This window comes from Nocardia mikamii NBRC 108933 (genome assembly GCF_001613505.1).
Lineage (GTDB): Bacteria > Actinomycetota > Actinomycetes > Mycobacteriales > Mycobacteriaceae > Nocardia > Nocardia mikamii.
In genome coordinates this window covers 622,880-636,357 of record NZ_BDCM01000012.1, presented here as the reverse complement: position 1 = coordinate 636,357, position 13,478 = coordinate 622,880, and the positions used below count along the sequence as shown (strand labels likewise).

The 13,478-nt window shown below is 70.1% G+C and carries 12 protein-coding genes and 1 pseudogene; 6 read left to right on the top strand and 7 right to left on the bottom strand.

Annotation, left to right across the window (positions count from 1 at the left end; all coding sequences use genetic code 11):
- Positions 1–10: 10 nt before the first annotated feature.
- From NMI01S_RS17830 to ppgK, 4 genes are all read right to left on the bottom strand, one after another.
- Complete coding sequence (locus NMI01S_RS17830; RefSeq protein WP_063920764.1) at positions 11–862, bottom strand: MHYT domain-containing protein; 852 nt, start codon at positions 860–862, stop codon at positions 11–13.
- A gap of 220 nt (positions 863–1,082) precedes the next feature.
- Positions 1,083–2,672, bottom strand: a complete 1,590-nt coding sequence (locus NMI01S_RS17825; protein ID WP_062998525.1) for a Na+/H+ antiporter — start codon at positions 2,670–2,672, stop codon at positions 1,083–1,085.
- A 96-nt stretch (positions 2,673–2,768) separates the two neighbouring features.
- Complete coding sequence (locus tag NMI01S_RS17820; RefSeq protein ID WP_062998524.1) at positions 2,769–4,151, bottom strand: RNA polymerase sigma factor; 1,383 nt, start codon at positions 4,149–4,151, stop codon at positions 2,769–2,771.
- A 152-nt stretch (positions 4,152–4,303) separates the two neighbouring features.
- Complete coding sequence (gene ppgK / locus NMI01S_RS17815) at positions 4,304–5,062, bottom strand: polyphosphate--glucose phosphotransferase (protein WP_062998523.1); 759 nt, start codon at positions 5,060–5,062, stop codon at positions 4,304–4,306.
- Positions 5,063–5,180: 118 nt separating this feature from the next.
- On the opposite strand from ppgK, the gene NMI01S_RS17810 reads away from it, so the two are divergent.
- Complete coding sequence (locus NMI01S_RS17810; protein ID WP_062998522.1) at positions 5,181–6,092, top strand: inositol monophosphatase family protein; 912 nt, start codon at positions 5,181–5,183, stop codon at positions 6,090–6,092.
- 7 nt (positions 6,093–6,099) lie between these two features.
- Here the strand turns inward: NMI01S_RS17810 and cei are convergent, their stop codons facing one another.
- On the bottom strand, positions 6,100–6,777 hold the full coding sequence (cei, locus tag NMI01S_RS17805; RefSeq protein ID WP_062998792.1) for an envelope integrity protein Cei: 678 nt from the start codon (positions 6,775–6,777) through the stop codon (positions 6,100–6,102).
- A 548-nt stretch (positions 6,778–7,325) separates the two neighbouring features.
- Here cei and NMI01S_RS17800 point away from each other — a divergent pair.
- Entirely contained in the window at positions 7,326–7,628 is a 303-nt protein-coding gene (locus tag NMI01S_RS17800) for a DUF4193 domain-containing protein (protein WP_025351469.1), read from the top strand.
- Positions 7,629–7,705: 77 nt separating this feature from the next.
- On the opposite strand, the gene NMI01S_RS17795 is transcribed toward NMI01S_RS17800, so the two are convergent.
- On the bottom strand, positions 7,706–8,149 hold the full coding sequence (locus NMI01S_RS17795; protein WP_039779414.1) for a DUF3093 domain-containing protein: 444 nt from the start codon (positions 8,147–8,149) through the stop codon (positions 7,706–7,708).
- 228 nt (positions 8,150–8,377) lie between these two features.
- Between NMI01S_RS17795 and dut the strand changes: the two genes are divergently transcribed.
- Positions 8,378–8,875: a dUTP diphosphatase gene (gene dut / locus NMI01S_RS17790; RefSeq protein WP_062998790.1), complete on the top strand. Its 498-nt coding sequence runs from the start codon at positions 8,378–8,380 to the stop codon at positions 8,873–8,875.
- Between the two features lie 1,487 nt (positions 8,876–10,362).
- Positions 10,363–11,193, top strand: a pseudogene (locus tag NMI01S_RS34925) (DUF3710 domain-containing protein); the annotation flags it as partial.
- A gap of 42 nt (positions 11,194–11,235) precedes the next feature.
- Here NMI01S_RS34925 and NMI01S_RS17780 read toward each other — a convergent pair.
- Complete coding sequence (locus tag NMI01S_RS17780; protein ID WP_062998520.1) at positions 11,236–11,964, bottom strand: alpha/beta fold hydrolase; 729 nt, start codon at positions 11,962–11,964, stop codon at positions 11,236–11,238.
- A 266-nt stretch (positions 11,965–12,230) separates the two neighbouring features.
- Between NMI01S_RS17780 and NMI01S_RS17775 the strand changes: the two genes are divergently transcribed.
- On the top strand, positions 12,231–12,653 hold the full coding sequence (locus NMI01S_RS17775) for an OB-fold nucleic acid binding domain-containing protein (RefSeq protein WP_051756768.1): 423 nt from the start codon (positions 12,231–12,233) through the stop codon (positions 12,651–12,653).
- Positions 12,654–12,656: 3 nt separating this feature from the next.
- Complete coding sequence (locus tag NMI01S_RS17770) at positions 12,657–13,442, top strand: DUF3159 domain-containing protein (RefSeq protein ID WP_439956269.1); 786 nt, start codon at positions 12,657–12,659, stop codon at positions 13,440–13,442.
- The last annotated feature ends 36 nt before the right edge of the window (positions 13,443–13,478 follow it).

The following is a 13,478-nucleotide window of genomic DNA, read 5'->3' as shown; positions in this document are numbered from 1 at the left end:
GCCGCGGTCGTTATCGGCGGTGCCGATGTGTGTCGTCGCCGGGGTACTCCTCGCGGGCGAACGGCTCTGCCGCGGGAGCCTGGGCCTCGGCGCTGCTGGGCCAGTACCGGCTCGCGCGCTGCCCACGGATACGCGACAGATCCGGTTCATGGATATCGGTGATACCGACCTGCAGGAACAGCAGCAGCGTCACCATGCTCACGCCGATGATCAGCGGGGTCAGCAGCTCATTGGCCTGGGCGCCCGACGGTGTCTGCATATGGTCGGCCATATGGGCCTGCATGGCGTACATGCCGGTGTAGTGCATACCGCAGACCGCGACGCCCATGATCATCGCCGAACCGATGGTGGCGGGCAGCCCCTCCACGTGCAGCGCGAACCACAGCGCCGCGGTGGCCGCCACCACCGCGATCACGATGGAGACGATGACCGGCCAGGGGTCGTAGTGCATCGCGACATCGGTCTTCATCGCGTACATGCCGGCGTAGTGCATCGCGGCCACACCCAGCCCGGTGACCGCCCCACCGGTCAGCAGGGCGGAGGTGTCGCCCTGCCGGCGGATCACCAGCGACAGACCGATCCACACCACGACCACCGCGATCACGGCGCTGATCAACGTGATCGGGATGTTGTAGCGAATGGTCGCCCCGCGGACCGAGAAGCCCAGCATCGCGATGAAGTGCATCACCCAGACGCCCGTGCCGCCCAGGGCGACCGCCGCGGTGACGATCCATCCGCGGTGCCCGGGATTGGCTCGCGCGCGCACCATGCAGCGCAGCGCGAGCAACGAACCGATGACGGACATGACGTAGGCCAGTGTGGGTGTCAACCACCCGTAGGTGAACTGGTCGATCTGAAGCATGCGGACTCCTTGCCGAAAGTGCGTCACCGCATCCCCATGCCGGTGACCGTCCGCACATTAGCGAGATACTCGCAGGTAGTAAATTTCCCGAACGTTAGTCCTGGAAAATAGCTGATGTTTGCCGGAGCTCGACCCCAGTTCGCATCGGCGGTTCGCCCGCCCGGCCGCCGATCGCCGCCACGTGTTCAGGGGACTCGACCGCGCCGCGGGCCCCGCAATCTCACAGCAGCGGCGGCGGGCGCAGATCCAATCGGCGCATCACCCGGTCCACCAGATCCGGCGGCATTCCCGGTTCGCGCCGGGCCGCCAAGGCCTCACCGCGCCCGGCGTCGAGGACGTCGTTGCTGATGGTGCGCAATTTGCCGGTCAGTCGCATGGCGTGCTCGACGGCCTTGCTGCCGTCGGCGGCCTCCGCTGCTTCCGGATCGGCGCGCATCAACCGGCGTTCCACGGTGTCGCGCAGCCGCTGATACACCTCGTCGGGCAGATCCTCGTTGTCGGCGATCTCCTCCAGCCGGGCCAGTTCCGCGCGCAGGATCCGCGTCCACAACCGCCGCTCCATGGCGCGCTCGACCTCGGTATCGGCCTTCACTCCGGTCCAGCGGGCCACCAGGGGCAGCGTGGGACCCTGGAGCAGCAGCGTGAACAGCACGACGACGAACGCGATGAACAAGACCTCGGTGCGGCCGGGGAAGTCCGCCCCCGAATCGGTGGTCAGCGGCAACGCCAGCGCCAGTGCGACGGTCACCACCCCGCGCATCCCTGCCCACCAGGTGACCACGGTTTCACGCCAGGTGTAGGGCTCGTCCACGCGCCGGCGGCGCCACCATCCGCGGAACAGCCCGGTACTGGCGAGCAGCCAGACCAGCCGCAGGGCGACCACCACGCCGACCACCGCCGCCGCCCCGCCGAGCAGACGCGGCCAGTTCGGCCCGGTGGTGGCGAGCACCGTGCTCAGTTCCAGGCCCACCAATCCGAAGGCGAATCCGGTGACCAGCATGTCGATCACGTCCCAGAACGAATCGCCGACGATCCGATATCCGACATCGCTGAAATCCGTTGCGGCATCGGTCAGATACAGCGCGCACACCAGTACCGCGAGCACCGCCGAACCGTGTGCGGCCTCGGCCAGCCCGTAGGCGGCGAACGGGAGCAGCAAGCCGAGGGCCACCTGCCACGGCGCTTCGGTCAGCCGCCGCATCATGGCACTGCCGGCCCAGCCGAGCGCGAGTCCGACCGCTACCGCCACCACCGCGGAGACCACGAAGTCGATCGCCGTCCGCCAGGCCGAGAATTGCCCGGTCACCACCGCGTGCACCGCGACGTCGTAGATCACCACCGCGGTCACGTCGTTGAACAGGCCCTCACCTTCCAGCACCGCCACCAGACGCCGCGGCAGTCCCAGCCGGTCCGCCACCGCGCTCACCGCCACCGGATCCGGCGGCGCCACCACCGCACCCAGTGCGAACGCCGTGCCCACCGGCAGCGCCGGATACCAGAGGTGGAAGATCGCCGCGACCGCGGCCGCGGTGGCCACCACGAGGCCGACCGCGCGCAACAGGATCGCCCCCGCGTTGGAGGCGAACTGCTGCCAGGAGGTGCGCCGGGCCGAGGCGTACAGCAGCGGCGGCAGGACCAGCGGGAGGATGAGGTCGGGCGCCAGCGCGATATCGGGCACGAACGGCAGGACCGCCATGACGAGTCCGAAGACCGTCATCAGCACCGCGGGCGCCAACCCGATGCGCCGGCCCAGCGGCTGCGCCAGGATCGTCGCGAACGCCAGCACGAAAACCAACACCAACTGATCCACGACAGCCCACCCTATGGGGCCGTCGCGGCAATACGCCGGACATAACGACGATGCCGCCGAGGCGGAACCTCGGCGGCATCGTCGGTGGCGTGAATATCAGTCCAGGTAGTCGCGCAGCACCTGGGAGCGGCTGGGGTGGCGCAGCTTGCTCATGGTCTTCGACTCGATCTGGCGGATGCGCTCACGGGTGACCCCGTAGACCTGGCCGATCTCGTCGAGGGTGCGCGGCTGGCCGTCGGTGAGGCCGAAGCGCAGCCGGACCACGCCCGCCTCGCGCTCGGACAGCGTCTCCAGCACCGACTGCAGCTGATCCTGCAGCAGCGTGAAACTCACCGCGTCGACCGCGACGACCGCCTCGGAGTCCTCGATGAAGTCGCCGAGCTGGGAATCACCCTCGTCGCCGATGGTCTGGTCCAGCGAGATGGGCTCACGCGCGTACTGCTGGATCTCGAGGACCTTCTCCGGCGTGATGTCCATTTCCTTGGCGAGCTCTTCGGGCGTGGGCTCACGGCCCAGGTCCTGCAGCAGCTCGCGCTGGATCCGGCCCAGCTTGTTGATGACCTCGACCATGTGCACCGGAATACGGATGGTGCGGGCCTGGTCGGCCATCGCGCGGGTGATGGCCTGGCGGATCCACCAGGTGGCGTACGTGGAGAACTTGTAGCCCTTGGTGTAGTCGAACTTCTCCACCGCGCGGATCAGACCCAGGTTGCCTTCCTGGATCAGGTCCAGAAACGCCATGCCGCGGCCGGTGTAGCGCTTGGCCAGCGAGACGACCAGCCGCAGGTTGGCCTCGAGCAGGTGGTTCTTGGCGCGATTGCCGTCGCGCATGATCCACTGCAGATCGCGGCGGGTGGCCACCGGCAGTTTCTCGCCCTTGTCGGCGAATTCGCGCAGCTTCTCGGTGGCGTAGAGACCGGCCTCGATCCGCTTGGCGAGTTCGACCTCCTCCTCCGCGTTCAGCAGCGCGACCTTGCCGATCTGCTTGAGGTAGGCGCGCACCGAGTCCGCGGAGGCGGTGAGCTCGGCGTCCTTGCGAGCCTGGCGCAGGGCCTCGGATTCCTCTTCGTCCCAGACGAAGTCACCGGAGGCCTTGTCCTTCTCCGAGGGTTCCTCGTCCTCGGCTTCGGCCTCTTCGTCCTCGGCGGTCTCTTCGACCAGATCTTCGCCGTCGTCGCTCAGATCGTCCTCGGAGACCTCCAGATCACCGAGGTCGTCGAGTTCCAGCGACTCGTCGTCGAGGTGCTCGTCGGATTCGTTGTCCGCACCGGGGGCCGCCTTCTTCGTGGTGGCCTTCTTGGCGGGCGCTTTCTTCGCAGCCTTGGCTCCCGCCTTCTTGGCCGGGGCCTTCTTCGCGGCGACCTTCTTGGCCGGGGCCTTCTTCGCGGCAGCCTTGCGGACCGGCCGTGCTGCGGTGCCTTCTGCGGAGTCGGCAGCTTCGGCCGATTCGGCGGTCTGTCGGGTATTCGTGGCTACCACGTACGCCCTTTCGTGACGGTCTCGTGCGGCGTCACGCCAGAGTAATCATCCGGCGGAGCGGTTCTGTCGGGGTTGAACCCGGCTCTACGTGCCGGGGTTGTTTTCCGGCTCACCGCCGGTCTCGTTCCATTGTAACTATCGGCAACGAGTGCTCACGGCGCGATCCCGCTATCCACGGCCATCGCGGCGCCCACGATACCCGCGGTATTGCGCAGATGGGCGGCCGCGACCGGAGTCCGATTGGCCAGCAATGGGATCCAGTGCTCGGCATCGCGGCTGATCCCGCCGCCGGCGACGAACACCGTCGGCCAGAACAGGTCCTCCAGGGTGACCAGTACCTTGGTCACCTCGGCGGCCCACTCCTTGTACGACAGATTCTTTCGTTCCTTCACCGACGACGCGGCCCGATGTTCGGCCTCCTTGCCGTGCACCTCGAGGTGGCCCAGTTCGGTGTTGGGAACCAGGACGCCGTGGTTCAGCAGCGCCGAGCCGATGCCGGTGCCGAACGTCAGCAGCATCACCAGGCCGTCGATGTTGCGGGCCGCGCCGTAGCGGTCCTCGGCCAGGCCCGCCGCGTCCGCGTCGTTGAGCACCACGACCTCGCGTCCGCCCAGTGCCAGCGAGAACAGTTGACGCGCGTCGGTATCGATCCAGCTCTTGTCGATGTTGGCGGCGGTGCGGGCGATGCCGTTGACCACGACGCTGGGCAGGGTGAGGCCGACCGGGCCGTCCCAGCCGGCCTGGGTGACGAGTTTGGCGACGGTTTCGGCGATGGCGTTGGGGGTGGCCGGGTGGGGCGTGGAGATCTTGATCCGTTCGTGGGCGAGGTCGCCGGTGGCGAGGTCGACGACCGCGCCCTTCACCCCGCTGCCCCCGATATCGATACCGAATGCTTGCCCCCGAGCGGACATCGCGAACTCCTCGTTCCCTGTGGTCTAGGCCGATGAAGGTGCCAGCGGCACGTTACACCGCGCGACGCGCCCACGGCTGCGACCGCGCAGATGCGAGTCCGGGCGGATCTGTGGTCGGATGGAAACCGTGCCCGAGACGAATTCACCCGCCGATATCGCGGAAGCGCCCGTCCTCGATCCTGCCGAAATCGCCGAATTACGCCGTGTCTCAGTCTATCTGGCCGAGACCGCGGCCGCACACGTCCGCCGCCGCCGGCCCGAGGTCTTCGGCCCCGGGCGGACCGAGGGCGGCTCGGTCCGTACCAAATCGACGCCCACCGACCCCGTCACCGTGGTCGACACGGAGACCGAGCGGCTGATCCGCTCGCTGCTGGCCGAGGCCCGCCCGGGGGAGTCGGTCCTCGGTGAGGAGGGCGGCGGCAGCCTCGGAGCCGGCGGCGAGATCGTGTGGGTGGTCGATCCGATCGACGGCACGGTCAACTTCGTATACGGCATCCCGGCCTATGCGGTATCGGTGGCCGCGATGCGCGGTGGCCGCTCCCTGGCCGGTGCGGTCGTCGACGTGGCCGGGAAGGTCACCTACAGCGCCGGACTGGGCGCGGGCGCCACCGTGGCCGGCGGCGACGCCGAGCCGATCGCGTTGCGCTGCAACGATATCGACTCGGTCCGGCTGGCCCTGGTGGCCACCGGCTTCGGCTACGGCGCGGCCCGACGGGAACGGCAGGGCGAACTGGTGGCGCGGTTGCTGCCGAGAGTCCGCGACATCCGCCGGATCGGCTCGGCCGCCCTCGACCTGTGCATGGTGGCGGCGGGCCGCGTGGACGCCCACTACGAGCACGGCCTCAATCCCTGGGACTGGGCCGCCGGAGCGCTGATCGCGGCCGAGGCGGGCGCGGTGCTGCGGCTGCCCGGCGCGGACTCCACCGGCGCGCAGGGGGCGCTGACCGTGGCCGCCGCGGCGGGCATCGCCGACGAACTCGCCGAACTCTTCGACCGGCTCGGCGTCGCGGCCCCCATCCCGGAGGAGTGAGCGCGGATCAGCAGCGGGCGGTGCGGGCCGCCTGCAGCAGCGCCGAATCGACGTCCGGGCCGTTCGGGGCCGGGTTCTTCAGGGCGCGCAGCACTTCCTCGGCATCGGTGCTCGGCTGCAGATCGTTGCCGAACAGCGTGCCCAGGGCCAGGTCGACCGTGTCGTCGGTGCGCTGGTCCTCGATCAGTTCGGCGCACGGCGCGACGAGCTGTACCGCGGCCGCGGCGGGGCGCCCGCTCACGCCGTAGCGGATCTGGCCGGTGCACACCAGGTCGCCGCTCAGGTAGACCGGATCGTTGCCGAAGACCGGGGCCGGCGGGCTGGCGAAGCCGTAGTCACCGAGTTTCGACGCGATGTGCTCGGCCAGGCCGCGCTGGCCGGAACCGTTGAGCACCCGCACCTTCGCCTGAGCCAGCGGCGCCGGCTCCACATCGTGCAGCCGCGACGGGGAGACCACCTCGCCCAGCGGCGCGGGCTGCGGGGCGTTCGGATCCGACACGGGAGCCGGCGAATTGCAGGCCATGGCGGTATGGGTGGCGTCGGCGGTGGTCAGCGCCTTGATCCACACGATTGCGCAGATGAGGGCGAGAACCGCGATGAGTGCGACCCACGGCTGGTAGCGGCGCCGCAGGAACGGACGGCCCTTGTCGTCGACCGCGCTGCCTTCGGTGATCAGTGAAACCACACGCACACCTTACGAGTTGGCGGGCCGCGGTCGCGCACGCGGACACCTGCGCGCCGATTGCCAGGGCAACCACGGCGGCAACGGACCGCTATCGCGGTGGTGGAAATCGGCAGCTACGGCCACGGTGGATATCGGGATCGTAACGATCGGCGGGGCCGCTCGGATCGCGATCGGATCACGGGCCGGGGAATCACCGGGCACGAAGCGGTGGCGTATCGCCACAGCCGTGCGGTCGCAGTGACGATTACCCGTCGGTTTCGACTCGCTCGAGTTTTGATTGCGACTTTTGCCCCGGCGTCCGCTATTGTCTGGCGGCCCGATACGAATCGGCTGATGTGAATCAGGGAAGCGATTTCGGGAACAACCAGGGCATGTCCTGCGTTGACCGAGCGCGATCCGGTATGGGTCAGGGTGATCCGGCCGGGCGGCGAGCGGTGTACACGTGACGTACACCACGGCGGGGCGGCATCGCCGGGCGATTCCGACAGGGATCGACGGTCGGCGGAGCCGGTCCGGGATATACGGAGTAAGGACGAGGGGAAGACGACATGGCAACCGACTATGACGCACCTAGGCGCAGTGAATCCGACGAAGTGTCGGAGGACTCGCTCGAGGAGCTGAAGGCTCGTCGCAACGAGGCCGCGTCCGCCGTCGTGGATATCGACGAATCCGATACCGCGGAGTCGTTCGAGCTTCCCGGCGCGGATCTGTCCGAGGAGGTGCTCTCGGTCCGGGTGATCCCGAAACAGGCCGACGAGTTCACCTGCTCGAGCTGCTTCCTGGTTCATCACCGCAGCAGACTCGCCAGTGAGGCCGGCGGGCAGATGATCTGCATGGATTGCGCTGCCTGAGCGGATCCGTGCGGCCGCAGCGGATTCGTTCCGCGGGTAGCAAGAAGAAACGACGACAAACAGCCCGGCAGGTCTCGTCAGCCCGCGCTCGGCACGCCGAGCGCGGCCAGTACCTGCTCGGGTTTACGCGTACTGATCAGCCAGTACGGAGCGGGGTCGTCCGGATCGTCGAGGACGAGCAGGACCATGGGCCCGATCCACGGACGATGCTGGACGAATGCGGCCGGGTCGAGCTGACGACCCAGTGCCGCGCTTTTCGCGCTGGCCGGCACCGCCACCGCCCGGGATACATACGTTACCGGTAGGTGGGCCCGGTCCGCGCGCAATTCGAGGATGCCGTCGGCATCCGGCGCCACCTCCACCCGGTGGCGGCTCACCCATATCAGCGCCCAGACGGGCACCGGGAACAGCAGCACGTACGGCAGCCACGCCCGGATTCCCGGCGCGCCCATATGGATTTCGGCGGCCAGCAGACCGGTCACCGCCAACGCCACCGGCCACCACCACAGCGGGACCCACAACCGTTCGGAGTAGACCGCGGCGGGGGCGTCGGCGTGCGCGCGCGCCGGAGACTCGTGGGGAGGTACTGCGTGGGACTGGTCGGACACCACATCATGCTAGGTCAGGCCGACATATTCGCTGTCGGCGGGAGCCGCTGCGCGCCGTCGGCGACCGCCGTCGATCGTTGCCGCCAGATCGGGGCCCGGCGCTCCCACGGCCCGGCCGCCGGACGCGTAGGCTCGCTGGACGTGACCGGACTTGCACCCATACCTCTGCTGCGGCTCGATCCCGGCGTCCCGGTGCCCACGCGTGCGCACCCGGGCGATGCCGGAGTGGATTTGTGCACCACCGAAGACGTCATCCTGGAGCCGGGCGAGCGGGTGCTCGTCGGCACCGGAATCGCCGTCGCGTTGCCGGTGGGCACCGTCGGCCTCATTCATCCCCGGTCGGGGCTGGCCGCCAAGACGGGTCTGTCCGTCGTCAACACGCCCGGCACGGTCGATGCCGGCTACCGGGGTGAGATCAAGGTCTGCCTGATCAATCACGACCCGCGTACGGCGATTCAGTTGCGTCGCGGCGATCGGATCGCACAATTGCTGGTGCAGCGTGTGGAACTGGTGGATTTCGTGGAGGTCGACCAGCTCGACGACACAACGCGCGGCGCAGGCGGTTACGGGTCGAGCGGCGGACACCACAGTCTGTCGCCACAATCCGGCGGGGTGGGCCGCGCCGGAGGGGAGGTATGAACATGTTCGGCCGTGGAGATCATCGATCCGATCATGACTCCGAGCGGGACGACACCGACTACGGCGATTCCTATTACGGCGAGGGATACGCCGAGGGCGGTTACCGGACCGGGACCCATCGGGCACCGGATCTGGGGGACGGGGGAGAGTACGGCGAATCCGGCTACGCCACCGGCTATTCCGAGCCGGAGTACCCGGCCGGGCGCACCGGGGGCCGGCACGGCCGCGCGGAGCCGGACCACGAGATGACTCCGCCCGGATACGGTTCGCCCGGCCGATCGGTGCCTCCTCCATATCCCGGCGGGCGACCGGACCCGTACGAGACGGGCACGCACGCACGAGTTCCGGCGCGCCCCGGTACTCCGCCGCGCGGTGAGGCGGCGGCCCGTCCGCCGCGGCGAGCGCCGGGCGGACCGCGGCAGGATCTGCCGCCGGCGCACGGAGATATGGACGACACCGGGCCGATTCCGCGGATTCCGCCCGGCCCGCTGCCGCCGCGGCAGGCGGGCGGCACGGGTGCGCTCCCGCGTATCCCCGGCGGCCCGGCGGGTACGGGCGCGATGCCACGGGTTCCCGGCGGTCCGGGCGGCACCGGTGCGACGCCGCGTGTTCCCGGCGGCCCGGTCGGTAGCGGGGCGACCCGGCGTGTTCCCGGCGGGCCGGCGGGAACCGGTGCGACGCCGCGGATTCCGGGTGGACCGGCCGGCACCGGGGCCACGCCGCGTGTTCCCGGCGGCCCGCGCGACACCGGTGCGGTGCCGCGCCATCCCGGCCCTCCGGCCGGTACGGGCCCGACCTGGCGCAATCCTCCGGGGCCGGAAGGCACGGGTGCGGTGCCGCGGCTTCCCGGCGCAGCGCCCGGACCGGCCGGGCCGGTGACGGGAGCGGTCCGGCGGATTCCGCCCGGACCGAACCCGGCAGGCCCCCCGACGGGCTCGGTCCCACGCCTTCCCGCTGGTCCCGGACCGGGACGCCCGGCGCCGGGCCCGGGTGCGCTGCCGGGCGGGAGGCCGGCCCCGGCGAGCCCGCCCGCAGGAACTCCGCTTCCGCCGCGACGCAGGCAGGAGCCGATGGGGGCGCCCGCGCCGACGGCTACCGGCCGGCATCCCGTTGTGCCCGCACACCAGCGCCCGGATTCCGGTGACGCCGACTACGGCCACCCGCAGCGAGGGCGCCATCGCCCCGTGGATGTCGACGCCGGCTATCGCGAGCCCGCGCAGCCGCGTGCGGCGGTGCCGGACCCCTACGCCGACCACGGTTACGATCCCGCCGAATCCGGCCCGGCCACAGGCGGTTTCGCTGTTGCCGACCCCTACCGGCAGCCGGCCGGGGCGCACCCGGGCGACGCGTACGCCGAAACTCCCGGTTACGCCGATGCCTACGCCGAGGAGCCCGCTGCGACATCCGGCTACGCGGGTGATTCCGGATATGCCGGTGCGCAGGCGTACGCCGAGGACGACGGCTACGACGCCGAACCCCTCGACCACGACGCCGACGCCGGCGACTCCGACTACGCCGACGAGTACGACGACGAATACGACACCGACGAATACGACGACGAATACGACTCCGGCGACTACGACGACGAGGACGGCGAGGCCGAGGATTCCGCACCGCGGACCGGGCCCTTCGATTACGAAGAGGTGTCCGAGATCCTGGCCGAGATCTCCGATCAGCATCTCGATCTGGGGTCGGTACTGCTCCCCGTCCCCGACGGCGGTCAGTTGCAGGTGGAGATGACACCGGACGGCACGCCGCAGGCGGTCCATCTGGCGACCCCACACGGACGTCTCACCGTGGCTGCCTACGCGGCACCCAAGTCGCCGGGCCAGTGGCGGACCGTCGCCGCGGACCTGGCCGATTCGCTGCGGGCCGACGGCGCGCAGGTCTCGGTGCAGACCGGGCCGTGGGGCCGTGAGCTGCACGCGGTGACCGAGGGCGCCGATCTGCGTTTCATCGGTGTCGACGGCTATCGCTGGATGGTCCGGCTGGTGGCGGCGGGGCCGTCGGGCGCCGCCGACGAGGGCGGTCCGCTGGTCGAGGCGGCCCGCGCGATCCTCGCCGAAACCGTCGTGCGTCGCGGCGACGAGCCGATGCCGGTGCGGGAACCGCTGCCGGTGGTGCTGCCGCAGGAACTCGCCGACCAGTTGATCGCCGCGCATCAGCAGCAGGTCGAGGCGCAGCAGCAGGCGCTGGCCGCGCAGGCGGCCGCGGCCGAGGCGGCCGCGACGGGCACGTTCCCCGTGGTCACCGCCGAACAGCAGGGACCGCGCCGCGGCGCCGAGGGGTCGGCGATGCAGCAACTCGGTCGCAACTGATCGGCGCTGGGCGCCCGCGGTAGCGCGGGCGCCCAGCGGCCGTCACGCCTGCGGTCGGGGCGGGATCAGGCCGGGGATGCCCCGGGCGCCGAGAATCCCCGGATCGGCGCCGAGTTCGTCGAGGGTGATGCGGTGGATGCGCGCCCGCGGGATCAGTTCGTACCACTGTTCGGCGACGGTCAGTGGATGCACCGGATCGTCGATCGCGCCCACGATCGCGGTCGGAACCCGCAGTGCCGCAAGCAATTCCGTGTCCGGCCAAGCGTAGGTGGCGGCCTCTTCCAGTGCCGAGGGCAGATCGGGCCAGTGGGTGCGCCACGACTGGGTCAGCGCCCGTCCCAGCCAGGCCGGGCTGCCCGCCCGCATCCGCTCGATGACCGGCTCCAGGCCGTCGGCGCGCAGCTGAGCCGCCGTCGCCGCCGCGCTCAGGGCCGCCGGGCACCCCGTGATGTCGGAGCCGGTCCACGCCGGCAGGGCCGCGACCACGCCGAACGCCGATTCCGGGTGGACAGCGGCCCATTCCACCGCGATCGCGGCGCCCAGCGAGATTCCGGCGGCGAGCACCGGCCCGGTGCGGGCCGCCTCGTCGAGGGCCGCCCGGCAGCTCGCGACCACCGTCCGCGGATCCGGTTCCACCGCGAGGAACGGCAGATCCATTGCGGCACAAGCGGATTCGAACGCACGCCGGGCGAAGTCGGCGTCGGATCCGGTCCCCGGCAGGGCGACGACGACGGCCGGGCCCGGGCCGCCGGAACGGGGTAGCTCTGACACGGGCCGCAGCCTAGCCGGTGGGCCGGGCGAGCCCGCCTCGCGAGGCCCGGAAAACGTGTTGTCGACCACTCGAATCCGAGGGTTCGCGCGCGGATCGGCGGGGAACCCAGCAAACGGTGCGGTCAGCGCCGTCTCGGTGGTGCCGGGCTCCCGTAGCGAGGGCGTCCGGGTGCATCTACAGTGGCGGTGTACGGCCCATCAGCCGTTCGTGTGGGAAACCGACGACGTGTGACCCACGCCGTCTGTAGTGCAGGAAGTGTTGCAAGATGCCTTTCACAGGCGGAAACAAGGCGGGTTCCGGTGCCGCGGGCAAGGTAGGCCCCGACAGCGGTTATTTCCGGCGTCTGGGGCGTCGTCTGACGGCCGATCTCGACGTGCTCGATGCGGAGGAGCTGGCGGAGACCTCCGAAGCCTCGGGCGCGTGCAGGGCGGCGGAATGCCGACGTGGCGAAGAGGTCACCATGCTGGGGCGATTGCGCAGTGTGGAGGCCTGTCCGAAATCGGCCAGCGCTTCGGTGGAGGCCGAATTCTTCGACGGCACCGATGCGGTGACGCTGGTGTGGATCGGCAGGCGCCGCATACCCGGTGTCGAATCGGGACGCCGTATCCTGGTCCGTGGTCGCATCGGTGAACGCGATGGCGCCAAGGTGATGTTCAACCCCTACTACGAACTCCGCGAGAATTCCTGACGTATGCCCATACCCCACAACGACGAGGGCGCCGACCCGGCCGCCGTGGCCGGACTCCGCGCGAAACCTGTTGCGGGGCGCGGACGTCACCGGCTTCGTGAGTCCGGCGGTGAATCTCCGGCACGCCATCCGGCCGCCGGCGATGACGACCATGCCTACACCGGCGAGGACCGCGAAGAGGAGATCCAGCAGACGCTGCTCGAGCAACTCGGCGGTATCAGCGGACTGATCTATTCCACGTTGCCGGTGGTGGTATTCGTCCCCGCGAACACGCTGTGGGGTCTGACGGCCGCCATCTGGACGGCGCTGGCCACCGCCGCCGGTGTCCTGGTCTGGCGGCTGATCCGCCGTTCGCCGATCCAGCCCGCGATCTCCGGATTCATCGGGGTCGCGGTCTGTGCCTTCATCGCCCACCGCACCGGCGCGGCGAAGGGATACTTCCTCTTCGGTATCTGGGCGAGCCTGGTCTACGCCGGGGTCTTCCTGGTGTCGCTGCTGGTGCGCTGGCCGCTGGCCGGGGTGATCTGGGGAGTCCTCAACGGCCACGGCCACAGCTGGCGGTCGGATCGGCGCGCGATGCGACTCTACGATCTGGCCACGGTGGTGTGGGTGATCGTCTTCGGCGCCCGCTACCTGGTGCAGAACCATTTCTACGACACCGACAGCACCGGCTGGCTCGCCGCCGCCCGTATCGCGATGGGCTGGCCGTTGACCGCGGTCGCCCTGCTGGTGACGGTGTGGGCGGTGCGCCGCGCCGGCCATATGCCGGTCTCCTCGGCCACCGAATAGCTCTCCGGACGTTCGCCCGGCGGACCGAACCGACTC